Here is a 22,708-nt window from a genome sequence, read left to right as displayed (position 1 = left end):
CTTCCCTTTTATAGTTCTTTGTGCTAACTTGATAAAGGTGTATTTTCAAGACTTTAGACTTATTGTTATACATTAGGTTTGAATCAGTTGAAAAAATATAAAAGTATTAAGGAGTTTTACATATGAAATGGACGATTAACAAAAAACTACTAGGAGGTTTTTCAGCGGTTCTATTATTACTAGTCATTATGATTGGGATTAGCTACAGCCAAATTACAGCTGTAAATAATTCCTATACTGATTTATTAGACGATAAAGCAATGAAAGCTGTTGAAATAAGAGAATTGCAAGTGGCAGTTAAGCAAGAAATAATTGCGATGAGGGGATATTTAATTTTAGGTGACGATCGTTCCCTACAAGAGCATATGGACGCTGTTTCTAATTATAGAAAAGCATATGATGCCTTATTGTCAAAGTTTAGAATTCCAGAAGCAATTGAGATGCTTGAAGATATCGATCAGATTCAAGCTGATTATGAGCAGTTTTCAGAAAAGGTATTCGATTTAAGAAAACAGAATAAATATGAGGAATATGAAGCACTCGTATCTACAGAAGGTAGAGAAATTGTTGTCAAACTTGATGAGGCCGTTGCTAAACTTTCAAATTATCAAAACGATTTGTTAAACAAAGGCGGGGCTAACAACACCTCATTGGTCAAAAAAACAATCATGTTAGTACTAGGTATAGGAGTTATTGCAGTTTTAGTAGGATTTGCCATCGCTATTTTTATAGGTCGTCTTATATCCAAACCGGTTGTAGCACTAGCGAATTCAGCTAAAAAAATGGCAGATGGGGATCTTTCTGGTGAAATGGTAAAAGTGAAAAACAAAGACGAAATAGGAGATTTAGTTGGCTCCTTTAATCTTATGGCCGAAAACCTTCGTGCAGTAATTGAACAAGTTAGTATGAACTCAAATCATGTAGCAGCTTCCGCAGAGGAACTAACAGCAAGTGCGGAACAGACTTCCCAAGCAACTGAACAAATTGCAGCATCTATTCAGGATATTGCGAGTGGGTCGGAAACGCAGGTTATGAACGCCAATGAATCATCCGAAGCCATGAAAGAAATGGCTGTTGGAATTCAACGAGTAGCAGAAACTTCTTCCACTGTTTCTGAATCAGCAATTGAGACAAATAAAGAAGCTAACCTCGGGAATGAATCACTTCGCCAAATGATTCACCAAATGGACAACATCCACAATGCAGTAGCAGAGTCTGCTTCCAGTATAAAAAAATTAGGAAACCTCTCTCAGGAAATCGGCAATATTATTGCGGTTATTACCGGAATAGCTGACCAAACAAATTTACTGGCTTTAAATGCAGCGATAGAAGCCGCTCGTGCTGGAGAACATGGACAAGGCTTTGCAGTAGTAGCGGATGAAGTTCGTAAGCTTGCAGAACAGTCTAGAGACTCAGCAGACCAAATTGCAGGAATTATCAATCAGATTCAAGTAGATACAAGCGAAGCAGTAAACGTAATGGAAGTTGGAACAAAAGAAGTGGCTGCCGGAAAAGTAATAGTTGATGAGACTGGAATGCGTTTTGAGAAAATTTTACTTTCCATCGAACAAGTTACTGCACAAATACAAGAAGTTTCCGCTATTTCCGAAGAAATGTCCGCAGGTGTAGAAGAGGTGGACGCTTCCATAGAAGAAATGGCCAAAATTGCGCAATATTCCGCTTCTAATACTCAAAACGTAGCTTCTGCTTCCGAGGAGCAACTTGCTTCAATGGAAGAGATTACAGCTTCCGCAACCAGCCTATCCAAAATGGCAGAGGACTTACAAGCGATCGTAAGACAATTCAAGCTATAATAAATCTAATAGAGCACTTCTTCCCTGTTAAAGTTAGCGTAGCAAATTACACTTATTAATTAAAGAAAAAGGAAGTATGCTTAGCTAGAACCGAACTTTAAGGCAATTTTTAAAGCTCTCCACCAAATGGGAGAGTTTTTTTCTTGTTCATATTCGATAGTTCTTGTACGATAAAGACATAGAGAAAGTATGGTGATGATATGGAAAAAATGATGCCTTTTATCCGTGCAATGGAAGAGGGAGACATAGAAAAATTAGAAGAGCTGCTAGAAGCATTTTTATTGGAAGGTAATCCAGATGAACAATACGAACTTGCGGATTTGTTAGCTCAATATGGTTTTTTACAGCAAGCGGTACATGTATTAGAACATCTACACTATTTATTTCCGGAAGAAAATCAGCTGAAGATTGATCAGGCACAGCTTTATCTAGAAATGGATAAGGAAGATGCGGCACTTGAATTGCTTACAAAAGTCGAGAAATCAAGTGAAGCATATCCACAAGCGCTTCTAACACTAGCTGATTATTATCAAATGATTGGATTATACGAAGTCGCTGAGCAAAAGATTAATGAAGCAATCGGCATTATGCCAAATGAGCCATTACTTCTTTATGCAAAAGGGGAACTATTATTCGAAACTGGCAGATATTTAGAAGCTGCAAGGATCATGGAAGATTTAATTCCGCAGCAAGAGGCAATTCCTGCAGTGGATTTATCACTTAAGCTTGCGGAAATCTATAGTGCGGGAGCGGCTTATGAAGAAGCGATTCCCTACTATGCGGAGGCGTTAGAAAAGGAAGTAGCTCCGGATATTCTATTTCATGCTGCATATGCTTCTTTCCAAGTACAGCACTATGAAACGGCAGTGAAGCATTTAGAAAGCTTACTTGAAATCGATCCAGATTATTTCTCAGGGTATATGCTGCTTGCGGAAACATATGCAATGCTTGAGAAAAATGAAGAAGCATTGAAAGCAATCACAGATGGTATTGCAAGAGATGAATTTGAGAAAGAATATTATTTATTTGCAGGTAAAATTGCGCTTAAATTGGGTAGAGTGAAAGAAGCGGAATCATTTTTACGAGAAGCGATTGTTTTGGATCCTGAATATATGGATGCCATTTTTATTCTTTCTTCGTTATTTTCGACAGAAGAGATGGATGAGGAGTTAATCGAACTGTATGAAACGTTGAAGGAACAACACTTTGAGTGGTCATCAATGTATCCATTTATCGCAAAAAGCTATGAGCGTTTAGAATTGTACGATGAAGCATATGCATTTTATAAGCTAGCATATAATGAACATAAAGAGGATGCTGCATTTTTGGAAACATACGTCTATTTCCTGCTAGAAGAAGGGAAAAGAGACGAAGCAATGGAAGTAGTAGCAATACTGCAAAAATTACAGCCTGAAAATAGTACTTGGTTAGACTTAGTGGAATAAAAAAAGGAAGGAGAGGTTACGTGACTGCTTCTGTTTCAGTTGGGGAGAAAAAAGAATTTGTTCGCTGGTTTTTAAAAAAATATCAAATGAAAAGAAGAGAGTGCGTCTGGATTTTGAATTACTTAATAAGTCACGAAACACTGTTGAATAATGTCCATTTTGTAGAGGAAGCTCACTATTGTCCTCGAGCGATGATTATGTCGGTTACAACATCCTCTGGTATCCCATTTCGCTTTTACAAGGGTAGTGTGATGACTGCAGATGCGGAAAAGTCATTTCATGACCTACGTCTACACCCAGAAGAAGACATGTACATTCAATTGAATTTTCAAACATTACCACCTAGCCCAGAGTATTTAGCGGTGTTAGAAGAAAATCCTTTTATGCCAAAGTATTTGCATATTAGCGAAAAGGATAAACGAATCGCGGAGGATATGGTAGCAGAAAGTCTTCATTCCTTTCAAGTAGAGCAATTAAAAAAACAAATTGATGAAGCGATTGATGAAAATAACAAGGAAAGATTTCTAGAGCTTTCAGCATTATGGAAACAACTACAACAAAGAGGAAATTAGGAGAGAGATAACCATGCATTGGAACGGAAAAGATAGTGCAGTATTTCAAGCACAAAAAGAATATATAGATACAGCAGTCATCCCATTAATCGTTATAGATGGTTCAGAGCATGGATTTGGTTTTGCTGCATCTGCAGCAGATTATACATTATCTTTGGCTAACTTAATTGAAAATCAGTTTAAAGGAAGGATTGTATTATTTCCTTCCTTCTCTTATACAACAGGACAGGACAAGCAGTCACTATTAGAAATTTGGAAAGAGGAACTATTAAAAGCCGATTTTAAATACATATTTTTTATTACTTCAGATCGTGAGTGGAGTACAATGGGGGATGAACATGACGTAATTTGGACACCATCCGTCCCATTAGATTCGATGGATCAAAAAATGAGAAATTCTGTGTTGGAAGATCAGCTACGACAGCTCATTCCAATTTTCGCGAAAAAATGGGCGAATTAGTGACAAATTGTTGCATGAAATGTTCACAAAGTTCATAATTCATGTTAAAGGAATATTGACCTTCCTTTTTTATTGATATATCATGGATATGTCCTAGTATTATTATTTCAAGCAAGTATGTCCATTGGACTGACCTTTAAGTAAGAGGGGGGAAAAGGATGAGTAACAATAAAGTATCAAGACGTCAATTTCTAAGTTATACATTAACTGGTGTTGGCGGTTTCATGGCGGCAGGGATGCTAATGCCAATGGTACGTTTTGCAATTGATCCTGTATTGCAAAAATCAGAAGGTGGAGATTTCGTATTAACGGAGAAGAAAATTGCCGATATTACGGATGTTCCTGAGCGTGTAGATTTCACTTTTGAACAGGTGGATGCATGGTACAAGTCTGATATAACAAATGCTGCATGGGTTTATAAAGAAGGAGATCAAATTATTGCACTTTCTCCAGTATGTAAGCATTTAGGTTGTACTGTAAACTGGGAAGGTGACCCAGCTCACAAAAATCAATTCTTCTGTCCATGTCACAATGGTCGTTATGAGAAAAATGGAGAGAACGTTCCAAAAACACCACCTCTAGGTCCGTTGGATCAATTTGAAATTCGTGAAAATGACGGTTTCTTAGAAATTGGAAAAGCTATACCTAACACATTAGTTTAAAAGTAAGGGGGTACGACATCAGTGCTTAATAAAATCTATGATTGGGTGGATGAACGTCTTGATATTACACCTATATGGCGTGATATCGCAGACCACGAAGTACCAGAACACGTAAACCCTGCACACCATTTCTCTGCATTTGTTTATTGTTTTGGGGGATTAACATTCTTCATTACAGTAATCCAAATTCTATCCGGTATGTTCTTAACTATGTATTATGTACCAGATATTGAAAATGCATGGGAATCTGTTTACTACCTTCAAAATGAAGTAGCATTCGGTGAAATAGTGCGTGGGATGCATCACTGGGGAGCATCGCTTGTTATTGTTATGATGTTCTTACATACATTACGTGTATTCTTTACTGGTTCTTATAAAAAACCTCGTGAACTTAACTGGATGGTTGGAGTATTAATCTTCGCTGTTATGTTAGGTTTAGGATTTACGGGTTACTTACTACCTTGGGACATGAAAGCATTGTTCGCAACAAAAGTAGGTATCGAAATTGCTGCATCAGTTCCATTTATTGGTGGACTAATCAAAACATTACTTGCTGGTGATGAGCATATCATCGGTGCACAAACTTTAACAAGATTCTTTGCGATTCATGTGTTCTTCTTACCAGCTGCATTATTTGGTTTACTTGCAGCACACTTTATCATGATTCGTCGTCAAGGTATTTCTGGACCACTATAATGGGTAAGTGGCACAGATAATTCTTAAAAGGAGGGGACATTATGCATCGCGGTAAAGGTATGAAATTTGTTGGTGACTCACGTGTAACAGATCCAGCTAGCAGACCAAAGAAAACTCCGAAAGATTATTCTGAGTATCCGGGTAAAACAGAAGCTTTCTGGCCAGACTTTTTATTGAAGGAATGGTTAGTCGGTGCTGTTTTCTTAGTAGGTTATCTAGTATTAACTGTAGCACATCCGTCTCCACTGGAACGTCCTGCTGATCCAGCGGACACTGGCTATATTCCAGTACCAGACTGGTATTTCTTGTTCTTATACCAGCTATTAAAATATGAGTTTGCTTCAGGTCCGTTTAACGTTATCGGAGCAATCATTATGCCAGGTTTAGCTTTTGGTGCACTTCTATTGGTACCATTCCTAGACACTAGTAAAGAAAGACGTCCATTTAAACGTCCTTTACCAACTGGTTTTATGCTTTTAGCAATCGCTGCAATGATTTTCTTAACATGGGAATCTGTTGTTAATCATGACTGGGAAAAAGCTAAAGCATATGGTGAGATTAGAGAAGAAGTTGCAGTTGAAATTGATGAAACTTCAGAAGGCTATCAGCTATACCAAGCATCGTCTTGTATTGGCTGTCATGGTAATGCATTCGAAGGTGGTTTAGGTAAGCCGTTAATCGGTTTAGAATATACTCCTGATGAAATTGTTAACATTGCACATGAAGGTTTAGGTGGGATGCCAGGTGGCACTTACCAAGGTACGGAAGAAGAGCTTCACAAATTAGCGGAGTTTATTACAACGCTTCAACCAACGGAATAATCATTTATACAAGCTAGATATAATAAAAGTTAAGAGAGTCAGGTAACTGGCTCTCTTTTTTTACTTACCCAATAAAGGAGCGTTTTGATGGAAGAGCTGATAGCGTATGGGAAGTTAGTGCTTTTTAATAAGTCGTTTATGTGGTTATTGTTCGTAGTAAATTTATTAGGGACAATTTATGGGTACATTTGGTATGAAAGCCAACTCTCAGTGACAGAACCTAAATTTCTTCTCTTCGTTCCCGATAGTCCAACAGCTAGTTTATTTTTTACGATTGCATTATTCGGTTGGTTAATGAAGAAAAATTGGAAGTTGATAGAGGCGCTTGCACTTATAACATTGGTTAAATATGGAGTATGGGCAGTCGTCATGAACATTTGGACATATATGGAGACTGGTTCCATTGGATGGATGGGATGGATGCTTGTTGTTTCTCATTTTGCGATGGCATTACAGGCTATACTTTATATCCCATTTTATCGATTTACATTCGTACATATTTTTATTGCCGCGGTTTGGACATTGCATAACGATGTTATCGACTATGTTTTCGGTCAGATGCCCGTATATCGTAGTTTAAGCGAATATGCTAGTCAAATTGGCTATTTTACTTTTTGGTTATCGATTGCATGTATTAGTATTGCAATTGGTGTTTATCAAAAATGGTCAAAGCGAATTAGTTGAATGAGAATGGATAACCTATTAAAATAATAAGTATAGATAAGAAAGGGGAAATGCTTCGTGATTTCTTATATCATATATTTTGCAATAATTTTGTTATTGCCGATATATGCACAAATGAAAGTAAAAAGCACGTATAAAAAATATTCAAAAGTTCGCTCCACTTCTGGTATGACAGGTGCACAAGTAGCAAGAACTATTTTAGATGCGAATGGTTTATACGAAGTGAAAGTAGTGGAAAGTAGCGGTTTTTTAAGTGATCATTACAATCCAATGACTAAGATTGTCGCATTGTCTTCCCATAACTATCATGAAGCTTCTGTTGCAGGATCCGCTATCGCTGCACATGAGGTGGGACATGCGATTCAACATAAAGAAGCTTATTCCTTCTTAACTTTACGCCATAAACTAGTACCTATTGCGAATATTTCTTCTAACGCATCATGGATTTTCGTTATGATTGGTATATTTGCTTCTATGAGCGGATTGCTGTTACTTGGTATTTTGTTATTAGCTGCTGGTGTAGTATTCCAAATTGTAACTTTGCCAGTTGAATTTAATGCATCGAATCGTGCAATGGACCAGATGGTTTCGTTAGGAATTATTCGTAACGAAGAAGAGCGTCATGCGAAGAAAGTATTAAGTGCTGCCGCGTTAACATATGTTGCAGCTACAGCAGTCGCTGTACTTGAATTACTGCGTTTAGTATTAATCTACACAGGTATGTCAAGAAACGATTAAAATTAAGACAAAGGATTGTTCGATGAAAGTTGAGCAATCTTTTTTTATCAATAAATTGACTGCCTTTCGAATAGAATTGATTGCCTTTAACCATTAACTGGATGATAGTATGCCAAGATACTTCACCTTATAGGGAAACTGCGTGGTAAGGCTTCATATAGGTAGGTGTCCGCCGTGATTTTCACTCCATTCGGACGCTTTCCGTGGGGTGAGCGATGAGCCATCCCCTCCGCTTTGGGCGTCGTTGGGATGTCTCATTAGCCCACTCATCCCACAGGAGTCGCCGACTGTAGCGAAAATCAATAATAAATTCTTTTTATTTATGATCGACTTACTACAAACAAAATTATCAACAGTTTTCCACTATATAAATTCAGAAGAAGGATAAGGGCGACCAAACAGATGTCGAAAGCAACCAGTTGTAGTCTGACAGCAACCAATTTTCCGCAAAACAAGTTAACTAGGATTGGGAAGGCAATAATAATAGAGCATTAAATAAGATTACTTTTCAAAAAGCTTCCGCTTGCTCGGCTTTGTCATATTACAACATTTATTGACACTTAAAAGTTAGAATATCTCTGAAGAAGTTTGATTAGTTCTGTTAAACAGTGACACCAATTATGTAGCCTTATCTTTATTGGATTGTAGTGAAAGGGTGGCGACTCCAACGGGAACAGTACGAGCTGAAAGCCCCGCAGGAGCGTGAGCGACGAGGAGATTGAAGCCGTGCCCGCGGAAAGCGTCTTATTAACCAAAAAGAACTTAACCTTTTTCATATTGTTGAAGGAGCTTAGGACATACATACGCCATAGAATTAGAAGAGAGGCTGGTAATGACTATAGTCACTACCAGCCTCTCTAAAAAAGATACAAAACAGGTTTTTAAAAGGTTCTAGCAAATTCTCAATCAATCGGTCTTTTCTCTTCATCCAACGTGAATCCTTCACCCATTACATCATTCGTTTCTGTAACAGACACAAACGCATGTGGATCGACTGCTGTAATAATTGATTTAAGGCGAACAATTTCATTTTTAGCAATCACACAATATAAAATCTCGCGTTCTTTCTTCGTATAATGCCCATACCCTTTTAATACAGTCACTCCACGGTCCATTTCGTTCGTTATACGGTTTGCAATCGCATCTTGATGTTCAGATATGATAAATGCGCCACGCGCTGCATAGCCGCCTTCCTGTACGAAATCGATTACACGTGCTCCAACAAAAACTGCTACTAGCGTATACATCACCGATCGGATATCTAAAAACGTGAGCCAGGAAAGTAAAATGACAATTGCATCAAACATGAACATCGTTTTCCCCATGCTCCAGCCGAGATACTTTTGCCCAAGTCTTGCGAGAATGTCTACGCCACCAGTAGTTCCACCAAATCTGAAAATAATACCTAATCCAACCCCGACAAATACCCCTGCAAATAAAGAAACAAGAAACATGTCATCTTGTAGCCCAATTTGTACTTCGTAAATCTGAAATATTTTCAGAAATATAGAGACAGCCACAGTGCCTATTATTGTATACATAAACACTTTTCTACCTAAAAGCTTCCATCCTAAGATGAACATCGGAATATTTAATAACAGGTTCATTAAAGCTACATCCCATTTAAATACGAAAAATAAGATTAACGTGATCCCTGCAAAACCGCCTTCTCCGAGCTCATTTTGCATATTAAAATGAACAAATCCGTAGCTATAAATGGCAGAACCAATTACAATCATAATAATATTTTTTAATTTTAAGCCAAGCCCCATTGTCCCACCTCTTTCAATAGTTCATACTAAAGTTATTATCTTTTATTTAATAGCTTTTGACAACTGGTGTGTAAATTTATTACGATGAAGAGAGGAGAGTGAAAAATATGTCGGAAAAGAAAACATTATCTGCACTTCAGCATGAAGTGGATGCATACATAAGTCAATTTAAAGAAGGTTACTTTCCTCCGATGGAACTTCTAGCAAGATTAACAGAGGAACTCGGAGAACTCTCACGAGAAGTTCAACATAAGTATGGCGCGAAGAAAAAGAAGCATACAGAAGTAGAGAAAGAACTTGCAGAGGAATTGGGAGATTTCTTTTTTGTTTTAATATGCTTAGCCAATGCAGAGGGTATAGATTTACAAGAAACCTTACAAAACGTATTACATAAATACAATACACGTGATAAAGATCGATGGACTAAAAAGGAGGACTAACTATGGTTATCAAAGTAGCAATAGCAGGACCAAGAGGTAGAATGGGGAAAGAAGCGGTGGCAACCGTTATTGAAAACGAGGAATTTCTTTTAGTCGGGTTATTAGATCATAAAAAAGAAGAAGAATATTTAGGAGATATGATTCCAATTTTCACCTCACTTGAGGAGCTTATTGAACAAACGGAGCCGGATGTGTTGGTGGATTTAACGATTCCCACAGCTGTTTATGGGCATGCTATGACTGCTCTACAATATGGTGTAAGACCAGTTATTGGTACTACAGGCTTTACTGATTTACAATTAGACGAGATACGCACTAAAGTAGAAGAAAAACAGGTTGGATGTATAATTGCTCCAAACTTCTCCATTGGGGCGGTTCTGATGATGAAATTTGCTCAAACAGCAGCAAAATACTTACCAGACGTAGAAATCATTGAAATGCACCATGATCAAAAAGTAGATGCTCCGTCAGGTACGGCGATCAAAACTGCGCAAATGATTCAAGATACTCGAAATCCATTTGAACAGGGTCACCCGGAGGAAGAAGAAATATTTGCTGGAGCAAGGGGTGCTAATATAGAGGGGATGCATATTCACAGTGTCCGTTTGCCAGGTTTAGTGGCACACCAACAAGTTTTGCTTGGTGGAGATGGACAACTGCTCACACTTCGTCACGATTCGTTTAACCGTACTTCGTTCATGTCGGGTGTTGTTTTGTCGATTCATGAAGTAATGAAGCGAAATACACTTATTTACGGCTTAGAAGAGATTATTTTATAGGAGTGAAGGTATGAGAATTGCATTAGTGGCACATGACAAGAAAAAAGAGGATTTAGTCCAATTTGTAACGGCCTACAAATCTATTTTAGAAGAGCATGAATTATTTGCAACAGGAACGACTGGTATGCGCATTATCAATGAAGTTGGATTATCAGTTTTTAGATATAAATCAGGGCCACTAGGTGGAGATCAACAGATCGGATCGGCAATCGCAAACAATGAAATGGATATGGTTATCTTTTTCCGAGATCCTTTAACTGCGCAGCCACATGAACCGGATGTATCTGCTCTTATACGACTTTGCGATGTATACCAAATTCCGCTTGCAACGAATATGGGAACAGCAGAGATTTTATTAAAAGGAATCGAAGAAGGATTTTTAGATTGGCGTTTATTGGAAGAAAGACGCGCTCGTTAAGGAAGTGAAAATATGCGTAAATTAAAAATTGGGATTACCTGTTACCCCTCTGTAGGAGGATCGGGTGTAATCGCCACTGAACTTGGTAAAATGCTTGCGGAAAAAGGTCATGAAATACATTTCATTACTTCCAGCATGCCTTTTCGTTTGAACAAGATGTATCCATCCATCACCTTTCATCAAGTAGAGGTAAATAGTTATTCTGTCTTTCAATATGCACCGTATGATATTGCCTTGGCAAATAAAATGGCAGAAGTAATAATAGATGAGGAATTAGACGTACTGCATGTGCATTATGCAATGCCTCATGCTGTATGTGCTATTTTGGCAAAGGACATGGCAAAATCCGATATAGGTATCGTAACGACCTTGCATGGAACAGACATTACCGTATTAGGAGATGATTCTTCCTTGTCCGGTGCTATTCGGTATGGAATTGAAAAGTCGGATATTGTTACAGCAGTATCACATTCATTGGTTAGTCAAACGATGGAACTAATCGCTCCCCAAAAAGAAATTGAAACAATCTACAACTTTGTAGATGAACAAGAATATTCCAAAAAAGATGCAGGAAATTTGAAAGAATTATTAGGGATCCGACCAGATGAAAAAGTAGTCATTCATGTTTCTAATTTCAGAAAGGTGAAGCGAGTTCCAGATATCGTGAAAAGTTTTGAATTGATTCGTAAAGAGATGCCGGCAAAACTTCTGTTAGTAGGGGATGGTCCTGAAAAACATCCAGTAATGGAATATGTAAAAGGGACCTCTTTTGAAGACGATGTTCTATTTCTGGGAAAACAAGAAAATTTGTCTGAACTCTATGCTATTTCGGATTTAATGCTCCTTCTTTCCCAAAAGGAATCATTCGGTTTAGTCTTATTAGAGGCGATGGCGTGTGAAGTGCCATGCATAGGCACCAATGTCGGTGGAATTCCCGAAGTCATTATTCACGGAGAAAACGGCTATTTAGCCGAGCTTGGAGATATTGAACAAGTAGCGGAGTATGGAATTCGATTGTTGCAAGATCCTATTTTACATAAACAAATGGTGGAAACTTCGTTAATGTTTATCGAAGAACGATTTAGTTCCAAAAAAATCGTTGAACAGTACGAAGCGATGTACGAAAGAGTGGCGAAGAAGTAGGATGATGAAAACTCGGTGGCCAGAAGCTTATAAAGTAATTGAAAAACTGGAGAATGCTGGTTTTGAAGCTTATGTTGTCGGGGGTGCAGTCCGTGATTTTATTCGAAACGTGGATGCAAATGATGTGGATGTGACAACCAATGCTACACCGAATGAGGTCAAACAGTTATTTCCGCATACAATTGATGTCGGTATCGAACATGGTACTGTGCTAGTGGTATTGAACGAGACTATTGAGGTAACAACGTTCCGTTCCGAAACTAACTACTCCGATTATAGAAGACCGGATGCTGTTACGTTTGTTCGGTCACTTCACGAAGATTTACAGCGCCGTGATTTTACCATGAATGCAATGGCATTATCCAAATCGGATGAGCTGATCGATTATTTTGGCGGTAGGGAAGATATTGAAAACAAAATTATAAAAGCTGTAGGAGATCCGGCGCAGCGCTTTGCAGAGGATGCACTTCGTATGCTACGAGCTATTCGTTTTTCCGCGCAGCTGAGTTATTCACTTGAACAAGAAACGATGGAAGCGATTCAATCGCTTCATCATTTAGTTGCGCATGTTTCAATGGAGCGCGTGAAAGTGGAGCTAGAAAAAATTTGGATCAGTGACTTTGTGGGAAATGGCATGCATTTATTTGTTTCTAGTCATTTAGCTGATAATTTTCCAGGCGAATGGGAAACGTTTCGAAATTGCTGGAAAGGTTTTTCGAGCTTCGGCAACACTGCAAATGGCTGGGCTTTTTTTGCCATTATGCAGGCACCTGCTGAAGTTGAATCTATTTTGTCTTATTATAAATGCTCAAACGCTGAAAAAGCACATGTAAAGCAGGTGTTAGGGGCTCTGAAACAGCTAGAAAAAGGCTGCTGGAGTCTTTATAACTTTTTTCAGTTTACGGAAGAAGTGCTTGTTGCCGCGGCAAGCTATGCTAAACAGCTATTGAACATGGAAGTAATATACACAGAAGAACTAATTCAGCAAATAAAAGCTAGGCTTCCTATTTCATCCACTAAAGAAATAGTTGTAAATGGTAACGATCTAATGGACTGGGCAAAGAAAAAAAGAGGTCCATGGATTCGAGATGCCATGGAAAAAATAACGGTGATGATTGTAAATGGTAAGTTGGTCAATGATCGAACGGAAATAATGGAGTGGTTTTTTCAGGAATATAATGTTGATGATCTTCAAATTTGATAGAAACTATGGATTATCAAACAAGTGACCAGAAAGCGATTAATATACGTTGAACCGCCGAATTACTTTTATAAATGAGACAGAAGGGGTGATAAACCCCTTTCAGACTACTTAAGTATATTATCTGTTGAATATGTAAAAGAAATCCAAATGCTATTTAAAGATTCCGATATATGGACGATAAAGACAAAGTGCCGTCAGTCATAACATATTGATGAAATTCCTCAAGTACCAAATTTAAACCTGTGGAGAGCCTTGCAGAAGGATAAGCACAAACTGAAAGTATTTGTGAATCTTTTACAAAGTTATCTGCAACACACTCAAATTCCTTGGCTAACTCTTCGGATGGCTTTGATGAAGACCATTCTACATGCGCCCATGTCCGAATCGTACATTTACATTTTTGTAAATAGGAAAGATCTTTTGCGAAATGGCTAACGATGTTTTGTGTACTAAAATCTCCATGAGATAAGTAATACTCATAGTTATTAACCAACCTGATACTAGATTTTATAGGCTCTATAAAAGACGAATCAATAAACGCTTGTACCTTCGGTAGGTTTCGCATATTTTCAATTATAAGTATTTGTTGCTTATTTTCTATACCAGCTTGTATAAAAGAAAAAATATTATCCATGTATGCTTTTTCGTCCTTAAAACGATAATAAATATGCCCCATAGAAATTTTTTTATATTCACATTCAGATAGTACGCCCATAATTCACCTCTTTTAGAAAAGACTAGTACTTTCTATTTATAAAAGAATTTTTTTAAAAAATCATTTATACTAGCATACCATATATAGATAAAACTTTTTGATTATTTTAAAAATAGAAATATTTTTTTTGTGAGAAGATAAATTAAAACCCCCTAATCACCGATGGCAATTAGGGAGCTAATCAAATAGTTAGTTATTCATATCTTGAAGACCGGGACTATGTTCATTTGGCATTTCAGGCATTAATGGCACCGGAAAACCTGCTGGAGGATCTATTACGGAAAGTGTTTCATTATTTCTACTAGGAGTTTGACCTTGGAATATTTCGCCGATTCGAGTAGGATCTAATCTGAAGTTAAATTGTGCGTTATGGTATCCCATCTCGACATACTTTCTACACTCTGGGTATTTATTTATATCGTAATTCGGTACAGGGAATAGTTTACCCCAATCTACGCCGAGTGTTTCGAGAGCTTTTGCAAAGGCATTTTGATGGGCGTTATCACGAACGATTAGAAAACCAAGCGTTTCTCGAAGTGTTTTATTCGAACTCATTTCATAAATACGGGTTTTTTGCAGTACTCCTGTCGATTCTAGTACAAGATTATCCAATAAATCTGCTATTAAGTTTCCGTGTGCATAAACCCAAGACCCGTTCCAAGGCATACCACCTGCATCAACTGGAAGGGAAGCCTGTGCACCAATAATATAGTGGTGGGGATTTGCATGTCTTACGGCGTTGTTTAGAGGAGCCCCGTCGATACCGCCGTTACCTGGAACAGCAGATTCACCCGAATCATTTAGTAATTGATTGATGGTATTTTGGACTAGTTCAACGTGTGCGATTTCTTCTAAGAATACACCACGAATTAAGTCTCTATATTGAGTTTCTTTCCCGCGAAAATTTGAACTTTGAAAAAAATATTGCATCATCGTTCTCATTTCACCATAATGCCCACCTAAAGTCTCTTGTAATACTTTCGCAGCTGCAGGATCTGGTCTGTCTGGAGCGATAACATTTATTAATTCTTCCTTATAGTAATACAATTAGCGTTCCTCTTTTCCATTTGTTTTATAATGTACGGAAATAGGGTGTGCATGGGACAAAGGATTATTCATCAGGAAGACAAGGTTAATGCCTTGATGATTTGACAATACAAACAGATAAAGGAATGATTTTTTTCGTGAATATGCCCATAAAAGAAAAGATACTTTCCCAACTTATTCATGCAAATGGTGAACCAATCTCAGGTCAAAAGCTTGCGGACCAATTGAATATTTCACGTACGATGGTTTGGAAACATTTAAAAAGCATTGAGGAAGACGGATATGTAATTGAGGCAATTAAGAAAAAGGGTTATGTTTTACAATCTATACCGGACATTGTGTCGCCAGAACGTATCTCCTCTTATTTAGATACGAAGTCTATTGGAAGAAATATATTCTATTATCCTGTTTGTGAATCTACACAAACGATTGCAACTGAAAAAGCAAGTGATCATGCCGCTCATGGAACAGTTGTCATTACGGAACAGCAAACAGCAGGTCGCGGTAGACTAGAACGTCCGTGGGATTCTTCAGCTAATAAAGGAATATGGATGAGCGTAATCATCCGCCCAGAAATTAGTCCTCAGTATGCGGCTCAATTTACATTAGTATCCGCAGTCGCGATTACACGCGCAATAGAAGAGTTGACCGATTGTTCTCCAGCAATCAAATGGCCAAATGATTTATTGATCAACGGCAAAAAAGTGACCGGCATTTTGACAGAACTCCAAGCAGATATGGACCGCGTGCAAGCGATTATTATCGGCATTGGCGTAAACGTCAATCAAGAGCTAGAGGCTTTCGATGAATCGATTCAATCCATTGCCACTTCTTTAAAAATGGAAACTGGACAGGAGGTGAACCGTGCGGAGTTAGTTGCTAAAATACTATATTATTTGGAGAAGTATGCAGATATATATGTGGAAAATGGCTTCGAGCCGATTAAATTACTTTGGGAAAGCTATAATTGTACCATCGGTAAACGAATTCGCGCCAATATGCTACGTGAAACATTAGAGGGTGTTGCAATGGGCATTACGAATGATGGCGTGCTAGAGCTTAAACTGGATAATGGCCAAATTCGCGGTATCTACTCAGCTGATATCCATTTGATGAATAAATAGATAAAGCAGCTTTCGAAAATATGTTTTCGGGAGCTTTTTTGCGTTTTAGAAAAAATAACTAAATCTAAACAAGTTATTTATATGGGTTATCATAAAGATGATAGTGATTCCCACCAAGAAGTGCGGTATTTGTTTCTGCGTCTATTATAGTATATTTATGAAATTCTTCCTTTTCGTTTTGTTGAAAAGATGCCAGAAAATATACTTGTCTATTGGGATGGATAAAAGGAAAGCTGGAAATGTTCCATTTTCCTCCGGAATATTAATTCTGTATCTGGTACCTCATGAAAGAAAATCTTTTTGCGCATACTGTAAGATGCATTTTCATATTCCATGTAGAGCTTTTTATCTAACTTGGCATAAAACTCATTTTCGCTTATAAAAGTTTTACTCTGATTATCCGGGTATTCGACTTGAAAAGAGGAGGTTTCAGAGGCCAATAATACTTGGTTGGATGCTAGTGGTTGGAATTAAAGAATAGAACTTAAGGATATTAATGCGAGTAACATTGTATTCATTCTTTCACCTCATTTTAATGGTTGAACATATGATGGTCTTTTTCCATTTAAGTATTCAATTTTTACATTGAGTAAAATCACTTGGACGCCAAACTAATTTTCTGTTATTCTATAACCGTTGGGCAGTATCCTTTGTTGAACTGCACCAGTTTCAGGCGAGCAAATAATTGAATAGTCTGCCTTGATCTGCATATGACAGGGACGGAGAAAACCTATGAATCTACATTTTCTGCCCTTCTGTCCTCTTTTGGAACGAAGGGCTTTTTAGTTGGTTTTCTCTTCACTTAAAAAGAGGAGGAATTTCATTGAAAACAACGAGTAATTTTGTAGAAATGAAGAAAAAAGAAGAAAAGATTACGATGATGACAGCGTATGACCATCCGACTGCCAAATTTGCGGAAGAAGCGGGAATCGACATGCTATTGGTTGGAGATTCTGTTGGAATGGTTGTGCTAGGTTATGACTCTACTGTATTAGTAACAATGGAAGATATGATTCATCACGGAAAAGCAGCAAGAAGAGGGGCACCGAATACATTTTTAGTCGTGGATATGCCATTTGGGACGTATCACGGCTCACTAGATCAGTCGCTTGCGAATGCTGTAAGAATTATGCAACAAACTGGAGCACAAGCGGTAAAAGTAGAGGGCGCTGACGATGTTTTATTAGTAATCGAGAAGTTGACTTCAGCAGGAATTCCGGTTGTAGCACATCTTGGTTTAACACCTCAGTCTGCTGGTGTGCTTGGAGGATATAAAGTGCAAGGAAAAACGGCAGAAGCGGCAGAAAAATTAATAGAAGACGCGAAAAAATGTGAAGCAGTAGGTGCTTGCGCGGTCGTCTTAGAATGTATTCCGCACCAATTAACGGCAAAAGTTTCGGAAGAGCTAATCATCCCGACTATTGGTATCGGGGCCGGTGCTACGGCCGACGGTCAAGTATTAGTATTTCACGATTTAGTAAAATACGGCACGCATCATATTCCGAAATTTGTAAAGGAATTTGCGAATGTTGGTGGACCGATCGCAGCAGGTATCCAGCAATATGTGGAAGAAGTGAAAAGTGGAAGTTTTCCTGCTTTAGAGCATTCATTTACAATGAAAGAAGAGCAACTAAACCAATTGTACGGAGGCACCACTCATGCAAACAGTTCAAACAATCGATGAGTTAAAAACTATTCTCGAAGCACATAAACATCAAACAATCGGTCTTGTCCCAACTATGGGTTATTTACATGAGGGTCATCAAGCATTGTTAAATAAAGCAAGAAAAGAAAATGAATTTGTAGTTGCGACCATTTTCGTCAATCCGGCACAATTTGGACCAAATGAAGATTTAGATAGATATCCACGTGATATTGAGCGCGATGTAAAAATTGCTACAGAAGCTGGGGTGGATCTTGTTTTTAATCCTACGCCAGAAGAAATGTATCCATTTGAAAGTGGGATTACCATTCAAGTAGGGGAGCTTTCTACCAAACTATGTGGAGAAAGTAGACCAGGTCATTTCGATGGTGTATTAAAAGTGATCACAAAATTGTTTAATCTTATCCAACCAACAAATGCCTATTTTGGACAAAAAGATGCGCAGCAGCTAGCCATTATCGAAACATTTGCTAAGGCATATAATTTCCCTGTTCATATTGTTCGTGTTGCAACAGTTCGTGAAGAAGACGGACTTGCGAAAAGCTCTCGAAATGTGTTTTTGAGTGAACAAGAACGTGTGGAAGCAATTCATCTGCATAAAGCTTTAACACTAGCAACAGAGCACTGGAAGCAAACGAAGAATATAGCTGAAGCGATTGAGATAGGAAAAGCTCATATCGAGGAAAATACATCTGGTAAAATAGATTATTTTGAAGTTGTGACATACCCGTTATTGCAGCAAGTTTCAGAGCATGCGGAGCAGCTCTTATTTGCAACGGCTGTATTTTTCGAAAAAGCGCGCTTAATAGATAATATTCTTATAGATGTAAAGGAAGTGTAAGCTATGTTAAGAATGATGTTAAATGGTAAAATTCATCGTGCAACTGTAACTGAAGCGGATTTAAATTATGTTGGAAGTATTACGATTGACCAAAATATTTTAGACACGGTAGGCATGCTGCCAAATGAAAAAGTGCATATCGTAAACAATAATAATGGCGCGCGCTTTGAAACGTATATAATTTCAGGAGAAAGAGGGAGCGGGGTTATCTGTGTAAACGGAGCAGCTGCTCGTCTCGTACAACGTGGAGATATTGTTATCATTTTATCGTATGCCTATGTGATGAACGAAGAAGCATCATCTCATCAACCTACCGTTGCTATAATGAATGAAGACAACACGATTAAACAGATTATTCATTATGAGCCAGAAGCAACAGTAATGTAATATTGTAAAAGCAGGCTCCCGAAGATTAAATTTCGGGAGTCTTTTCGCTTTTTTAAAGTTACTTTATAGAAATAATGGTCGTAGGGCAAAGTATCCTCACTTTTATAAACGCGCAACGTAACATCCACTACGCGCAATGTTGTAACAGATATCCTCGACTCAATCTATAGAAACTTGCTTTTTAAACAGCTGGTTGCTCTCAGAGTTAATATAGTTGCTTTCAGACTTGAACTGGTTGCTTTCAACAGTCGGTTGGTTGCCCTTAACCATTTTAAGGAATTTTTTATCCTGCCATCACATTATATTGGGAAATTAGCATTGAGCGACTAAGCGGCCAACCAGTAGAAAGCGTACGTCTGAAGTGAAAATCACAGCGGTCACTATTTACGATGCATTTTTAAAGAAGTAACCCTAAAAAACCAGCTTTTCTTTTTCACATATTTTTCGTTTCTGTTTCCCGAATGTGGTACAATTTTTTTAGAACATAATGGATAGCGAGTTGAGGAATAATGGAAAATCATAAATATGCAGTTGTTGATATTGAAACAACAGGCCATTCATCGACGAGTGGTGACCGTATTATTCAACTTGCAATTGTATTTATTGAAAACGGCAACATAGTGGATACGTTTACAACCTTTATCAATCCCAAAAAACCAATCCCTTTTTTTATACAAGATTTAACGAAAATTAAAGACAAAGATGTACAACATGCACCATTGTTCGAAGCAATTGGGTCTAAAGTGTTAGATTTGCTGCAAGACCATATTTTTGTTGCACATAATATTCACTTTGACCTGCCCTTTTTGCAAAAAGAATTACAACGTGTAGGGCTTCCAAAGCTTGTATGTAAAACGATGGATACAGTAGAGTTTGCTAAGCTTATGTTTCCAAATCTGTATAGTTATAAACTACAGGATATTGCAACCGAATTACATATCCCGTTAGAGGCAGCACATCGGGCAGACGATGATGCGTTAGCTACTGCCTATTTATTATTAAAATGTATCGAACGATTAAAAAGCTTACCAGTAAAAACAATCGAATTATTACATAAACGATCCTTTCAGTTAAAATCAAATTTATCGATATTATTTTTTGATGTACTAGCCGAGAAAAGAAAGCAATATGATGCTACTAACTATCCGACGTACCGGGGAATTCCATTAAAAGAATTGGAAAAAGAACATGATACAAGTCTTACATCGATTTCTTATCCAAGAACAAAAGAGCTTAAAATTGACTTGTTTCAAAAAGGACTTACCCGTTTTGAAGAGAGACAAGGGCAGTTTGCGTTTATGGATGAAATTCAACATGCGCTAGATAATAAAGCAGAAACGGTATGTGAAGCAGAGACTGGCATCGGAAAAACATTAGGGTATTTATTGCCTGCTACAATATACGGGCTTAATCACCAAAAGCCAGTCATTATAAGTACTTATACAACTCATTTGATCGATCAGCTGGTGTTGGAGGAAATCCCGAAGTTAAAATCTATTTTAGGCACTCCAATACGTGTAGCAAAACTAAAAGGAATGCAACATTATATAGACTTGTATCGATTCTGGCAGCATGTACAACTAGATGATGAATCGTACGACGAAACATTTACGATTATGCAAATATTAGTTTGGCTGACATTAACAGATGAAGGGGATTTAACCGAGTTAAATGTTTCTGGAGGCGGCCAATTATTCGTAGATAAAATTAGAAAAACGGCGCTTTCGAAAGTATTGCAAGAGCGAGAAATGGACTTTTATGAAAGAGCACTTCGTAAAAGTGAAAAATGTGATATTTTAGTTACAAATCATGCCATGATTATGGCAGAACGAGAACGAGAGAAAAAATTATTAGCACATGGTTGTGCAACCATTATAGACGAAGCTCATCAAGTCATTCATGCAAGCATGTCCCGTAAAGAACGCGTTTTTTCTTATACAACTTGGAAATATGTATTAGGCCAGTTTGGAACACTAGATACCGACCAACTGCTTACTAGATTGGCACTTCTGCATATACCTTTAGCGCTACGAATTCGACTGGAAAAACTATATGTAGATGTAGTCGAGACCTTTGATCAAGCTATTTCATCTATTACAGATGCTATCCCACCTACAAAGGGACATTCGAAAAGTACAAAAAGAACGGCAACCTTAGAAGATTTAAACTTGGACACATCGATTTTCCGTGCAGTTGCGACAGCAATGCAATCGTATATATTCTCTGCAAAATCAATATTAGCTACTTATGTGAAAAATAAACTGGATGATGAAGCTGTTGTGCTATTGAACGAGTGGGAATATTGGATAAGAGAGCTTGAGATTAAAGTAAGCGAATGGGATGAAATCTTCTTAATTGATGAAGCGGTGGAGGCTAAATGGTTAGAAATTGATACGAGAAGTATTCCGGGCAGTTTGACCATTATTAAACGACCGTTAAATTACCAAAAAGATATTAAAGAAGCAGTAGACCCATTGAGGCTAGCTGGTGCAGTTATTTGGACGTCGGGTACACTCACTGTGCCATCTAATCGTCATTTTATAACTTCTCAATTAGGGTTAAGTACGAATATTCCGATTCAGCAATATCGGGCGGCTGCTGATTATTATAATGGAGCAGAGCTATTAATCATGGAAGATATGCCAGATATTAAGCAAGTTTCTCAAAGTGATTATATTGAGGCAGTGGCTGAAGCGATTGTTCAAACTGTACTTATAACAGAAGGCAGATGCTTTGTTTTATTTACATCGCAAGATATGTTAAGGAAAACAGTAGAAATCATTCAAGATACCAATTTACTTGAAGACTATATGTTATTTGCTCAAGGTATGACTTCTGGAAGTAGAATGCGTCTATTAAAATCCTTTCAACGTTTCTCGAAATCTGTTTTATTTGGAACGAACAGTTTTTGGGAAGGAGTGGACGTTCCAGGGGATGCACTGTCGGTTATTATAATGGTTCGTCTGCCATTTTCATCACCAGATGACCCTTTATATAAAAAGCGTGCAGAATTGCTCAGCGTTAACGGTCAAAATCCGTTTACCGCATATTCACTACCAGAAGCTGTTTTACGATTTAGACAAGGTTTCGGTCGTTTAATACGCTCATCGAATGATAAGGGAGTATTTATCGTTTTAGATAGAAGAATAGAAACAAAATCCTATGGAAGTGACTTTTTACAGGCAATTCCTAATATTCCTGTTAAGAAAGTTACGCTCGAAAATATGGTCTTAGAGCTTGAAAATTGGTATACTAATGAAGGATGAGATTTAGAAAGCGGGTA

Annotated in this window: 22 protein-coding genes and 1 pseudogene; 19 read left to right on the top strand and 4 right to left on the bottom strand. The window is 37.7% G+C overall.

What is annotated here, in order from left to right; translation table 11 throughout:
- Window positions 1-122: 122 nt before the first annotated feature.
- The 9 genes from FG382_RS02075 (at window position 123) to FG382_RS02035 (ending at window position 7,892) form a co-directional block, all read left to right on the top strand.
- The gene (locus FG382_RS02075; protein WP_142537206.1) at window positions 123-1,814 is read left to right on the top strand and encodes a methyl-accepting chemotaxis protein; all 1,692 of its coding nucleotides are present in this window, start codon (window positions 123-125) and stop codon (window positions 1,812-1,814) included.
- A 200-nt stretch (window positions 1,815-2,014) separates the two neighbouring features.
- Window positions 2,015-3,259 (top strand): tetratricopeptide repeat protein, encoded by a 1,245-nt coding sequence (locus FG382_RS02070; protein ID WP_308421237.1) that lies wholly within the window; start codon window positions 2,015-2,017, stop codon window positions 3,257-3,259.
- Window positions 3,260-3,279: 20 nt separating this feature from the next.
- The gene (locus FG382_RS02065) at window positions 3,280-3,831 is read left to right on the top strand and encodes a ReoY family proteolytic degradation factor (protein WP_142537205.1); all 552 of its coding nucleotides are present in this window, start codon (window positions 3,280-3,282) and stop codon (window positions 3,829-3,831) included.
- A gap of 13 nt (window positions 3,832-3,844) precedes the next feature.
- Window positions 3,845-4,291, top strand: a complete 447-nt coding sequence (locus FG382_RS02060; RefSeq protein ID WP_142537204.1) for a DUF2487 family protein — start codon at window positions 3,845-3,847, stop codon at window positions 4,289-4,291.
- Between the two features lie 158 nt (window positions 4,292-4,449).
- On the top strand, window positions 4,450-4,953 hold the full coding sequence (locus tag FG382_RS02055) for a Rieske (2Fe-2S) protein (protein ID WP_142537203.1): 504 nt from the start codon (window positions 4,450-4,452) through the stop codon (window positions 4,951-4,953).
- A gap of 21 nt (window positions 4,954-4,974) precedes the next feature.
- Window positions 4,975-5,649, top strand: a complete 675-nt coding sequence (qcrB, locus tag FG382_RS02050; RefSeq protein ID WP_142537202.1) for a menaquinol-cytochrome c reductase cytochrome b subunit — start codon at window positions 4,975-4,977, stop codon at window positions 5,647-5,649.
- A gap of 41 nt (window positions 5,650-5,690) precedes the next feature.
- Window positions 5,691-6,470 carry a menaquinol-cytochrome c reductase cytochrome b/c subunit gene (locus tag FG382_RS02045; RefSeq protein ID WP_142537201.1) on the top strand — a complete coding sequence of 260 codons (780 nt, stop codon included), beginning with the start codon at window positions 5,691-5,693 and terminating at the stop codon, window positions 6,468-6,470.
- Window positions 6,471-6,557: 87 nt separating this feature from the next.
- Entirely contained in the window at window positions 6,558-7,154 is a 597-nt protein-coding gene (lhaT, locus tag FG382_RS02040; protein ID WP_142537200.1) for a lipoprotein heptaprenylglyceryl N-acetyltransferase LhaT, read from the top strand.
- A gap of 60 nt (window positions 7,155-7,214) precedes the next feature.
- Window positions 7,215-7,892 (top strand): zinc metallopeptidase, encoded by a 678-nt coding sequence (locus FG382_RS02035; RefSeq protein ID WP_188713312.1) that lies wholly within the window; start codon window positions 7,215-7,217, stop codon window positions 7,890-7,892.
- 902 nt (window positions 7,893-8,794) lie between these two features.
- On the opposite strand, the gene FG382_RS02030 is transcribed toward FG382_RS02035, so the two are convergent.
- On the bottom strand, window positions 8,795-9,664 hold the full coding sequence (locus tag FG382_RS02030; RefSeq protein ID WP_142537198.1) for a YitT family protein: 870 nt from the start codon (window positions 9,662-9,664) through the stop codon (window positions 8,795-8,797).
- Window positions 9,665-9,771: 107 nt separating this feature from the next.
- Here FG382_RS02030 and FG382_RS02025 point away from each other — a divergent pair, with 107 nt between their 5' ends.
- The 5 genes from FG382_RS02025 to FG382_RS02005 are packed head-to-tail and all read left to right on the top strand — an operon-like array spanning window position 9,772 to window position 13,645.
- On the top strand, window positions 9,772-10,104 hold the full coding sequence (locus FG382_RS02025) for a nucleotide pyrophosphohydrolase (RefSeq protein ID WP_142537197.1): 333 nt from the start codon (window positions 9,772-9,774) through the stop codon (window positions 10,102-10,104).
- A 2-nt stretch (window positions 10,105-10,106) separates the two neighbouring features.
- Window positions 10,107-10,883, top strand: coding sequence for a 4-hydroxy-tetrahydrodipicolinate reductase (dapB, locus tag FG382_RS02020; protein WP_142537196.1), 777 nt, complete (start codon window positions 10,107-10,109; stop codon window positions 10,881-10,883).
- A gap of 10 nt (window positions 10,884-10,893) precedes the next feature.
- A complete protein-coding gene (gene mgsA, locus FG382_RS02015) occupies window positions 10,894-11,301 on the top strand; it encodes a methylglyoxal synthase (RefSeq protein WP_142537195.1) in 408 nt (135 codons plus the stop codon).
- Window positions 11,302-11,313: 12 nt separating this feature from the next.
- Window positions 11,314-12,444: an N-acetyl-alpha-D-glucosaminyl L-malate synthase BshA gene (gene bshA / locus FG382_RS02010; protein ID WP_142537194.1), complete on the top strand. Its 1,131-nt coding sequence runs from the start codon at window positions 11,314-11,316 to the stop codon at window positions 12,442-12,444.
- Window positions 12,445-12,448: 4 nt separating this feature from the next.
- Window positions 12,449-13,645: a CCA tRNA nucleotidyltransferase gene (locus FG382_RS02005; RefSeq protein WP_170206428.1), complete on the top strand. Its 1,197-nt coding sequence runs from the start codon at window positions 12,449-12,451 to the stop codon at window positions 13,643-13,645.
- Window positions 13,646-13,802: 157 nt separating this feature from the next.
- Here the strand turns inward: FG382_RS02005 and FG382_RS02000 are convergent, their stop codons facing one another.
- Both FG382_RS02000 and FG382_RS01995 read right to left on the bottom strand, forming a co-directional pair.
- Window positions 13,803-14,363 carry an MEDS domain-containing protein gene (locus FG382_RS02000; protein ID WP_142537192.1) on the bottom strand — a complete coding sequence of 187 codons (561 nt, stop codon included), beginning with the start codon at window positions 14,361-14,363 and terminating at the stop codon, window positions 13,803-13,805.
- Between the two features lie 189 nt (window positions 14,364-14,552).
- A complete protein-coding gene (locus FG382_RS01995) occupies window positions 14,553-15,410 on the bottom strand; it encodes a manganese catalase family protein (RefSeq protein WP_142537191.1) in 858 nt (285 codons plus the stop codon).
- 137 nt (window positions 15,411-15,547) lie between these two features.
- On the opposite strand from FG382_RS01995, the gene FG382_RS01990 reads away from it, so the two are divergent.
- Complete coding sequence (locus FG382_RS01990) at window positions 15,548-16,534, top strand: biotin--[acetyl-CoA-carboxylase] ligase (RefSeq protein ID WP_142537190.1); 987 nt, start codon at window positions 15,548-15,550, stop codon at window positions 16,532-16,534.
- A gap of 73 nt (window positions 16,535-16,607) precedes the next feature.
- Here FG382_RS01990 and FG382_RS23480 read toward each other — a convergent pair.
- A pseudogene (locus FG382_RS23480) lies at window positions 16,608-16,974 on the bottom strand (hypothetical protein).
- 383 nt (window positions 16,975-17,357) lie between these two features.
- Here FG382_RS23480 and panB point away from each other — a divergent pair.
- From panB to dinG, 4 genes are all read left to right on the top strand, one after another.
- Window positions 17,358-18,218, top strand: a complete 861-nt coding sequence (panB, locus tag FG382_RS01980; RefSeq protein ID WP_142537189.1) for a 3-methyl-2-oxobutanoate hydroxymethyltransferase — start codon at window positions 17,358-17,360, stop codon at window positions 18,216-18,218.
- Complete coding sequence (panC, locus tag FG382_RS01975; protein WP_142537188.1) at window positions 18,193-19,038, top strand: pantoate--beta-alanine ligase; 846 nt, start codon at window positions 18,193-18,195, stop codon at window positions 19,036-19,038. The genes panB and panC overlap by 26 nt, the downstream gene beginning before the upstream one ends.
- A 3-nt stretch (window positions 19,039-19,041) precedes the next feature.
- Entirely contained in the window at window positions 19,042-19,425 is a 384-nt protein-coding gene (gene panD / locus FG382_RS01970) for an aspartate 1-decarboxylase (RefSeq protein ID WP_142537187.1), read from the top strand.
- A gap of 509 nt (window positions 19,426-19,934) precedes the next feature.
- Window positions 19,935-22,691 (top strand): ATP-dependent DNA helicase DinG, encoded by a 2,757-nt coding sequence (gene dinG, locus FG382_RS01965; protein WP_188713303.1) that lies wholly within the window; start codon window positions 19,935-19,937, stop codon window positions 22,689-22,691.
- Window positions 22,692-22,708: the final 17 nt, after the last annotated feature.

It is taken from the genome of Psychrobacillus lasiicapitis, from assembly GCF_006861795.1.
GTDB classification, from domain to species: domain Bacteria; phylum Bacillota; class Bacilli; order Bacillales_A; family Planococcaceae; genus Psychrobacillus; species Psychrobacillus lasiicapitis.
The sequence above is the reverse complement of the archived record's forward strand: the minus strand, read 5'-3'. Positions and strand labels throughout refer to the sequence as shown.

Excerpts from the sequence above, each read along its gene's own strand:
- FG382_RS02055 (WP_142537203.1), top strand. The coding sequence starts at position 4,450 with ATGAGTAACAATAAAGTATCAAGACGTCAATTTCTAAGTTATACATTA.
- FG382_RS02070 (WP_308421237.1), top strand. The coding sequence starts at position 2,015 with ATGGAAAAAATGATGCCTTTTATCCGTGCAATGGAAGAGGGAGACATA.
- panD (WP_142537187.1), top strand. The coding sequence starts at position 19,042 with ATGTTAAGAATGATGTTAAATGGTAAAATTCATCGTGCAACTGTAACT.
- FG382_RS02025 (WP_142537197.1), top strand. The coding sequence starts at position 9,772 with ATGTCGGAAAAGAAAACATTATCTGCACTTCAGCATGAAGTGGATGCA.
- FG382_RS02030 (WP_142537198.1), bottom strand. The coding sequence starts at position 9,664 with ATGGGGCTTGGCTTAAAATTAAAAAATATTATTATGATTGTAATTGGT.
- dinG (WP_188713303.1), top strand. The coding sequence starts at position 19,935 with ATGGAAAATCATAAATATGCAGTTGTTGATATTGAAACAACAGGCCAT.
- lhaT (WP_142537200.1), top strand. The coding sequence starts at position 6,558 with ATGGAAGAGCTGATAGCGTATGGGAAGTTAGTGCTTTTTAATAAGTCG.
- panC (WP_142537188.1), top strand. The coding sequence starts at position 18,193 with ATGCAAACAGTTCAAACAATCGATGAGTTAAAAACTATTCTCGAAGCA.
- FG382_RS02000 (WP_142537192.1), bottom strand. The coding sequence starts at position 14,363 with ATGGGCGTACTATCTGAATGTGAATATAAAAAAATTTCTATGGGGCAT.
- FG382_RS02005 (WP_170206428.1), top strand. The coding sequence starts at position 12,449 with ATGAAAACTCGGTGGCCAGAAGCTTATAAAGTAATTGAAAAACTGGAG.
- FG382_RS02060 (WP_142537204.1), top strand. The coding sequence starts at position 3,845 with ATGCATTGGAACGGAAAAGATAGTGCAGTATTTCAAGCACAAAAAGAA.
- bshA (WP_142537194.1), top strand. The coding sequence starts at position 11,314 with ATGCGTAAATTAAAAATTGGGATTACCTGTTACCCCTCTGTAGGAGGA.
- FG382_RS02075 (WP_142537206.1), top strand. The coding sequence starts at position 123 with ATGAAATGGACGATTAACAAAAAACTACTAGGAGGTTTTTCAGCGGTT.
- dapB (WP_142537196.1), top strand. The coding sequence starts at position 10,107 with ATGGTTATCAAAGTAGCAATAGCAGGACCAAGAGGTAGAATGGGGAAA.
- FG382_RS02045 (WP_142537201.1), top strand. The coding sequence starts at position 5,691 with ATGCATCGCGGTAAAGGTATGAAATTTGTTGGTGACTCACGTGTAACA.
- mgsA (WP_142537195.1), top strand. The coding sequence starts at position 10,894 with ATGAGAATTGCATTAGTGGCACATGACAAGAAAAAAGAGGATTTAGTC.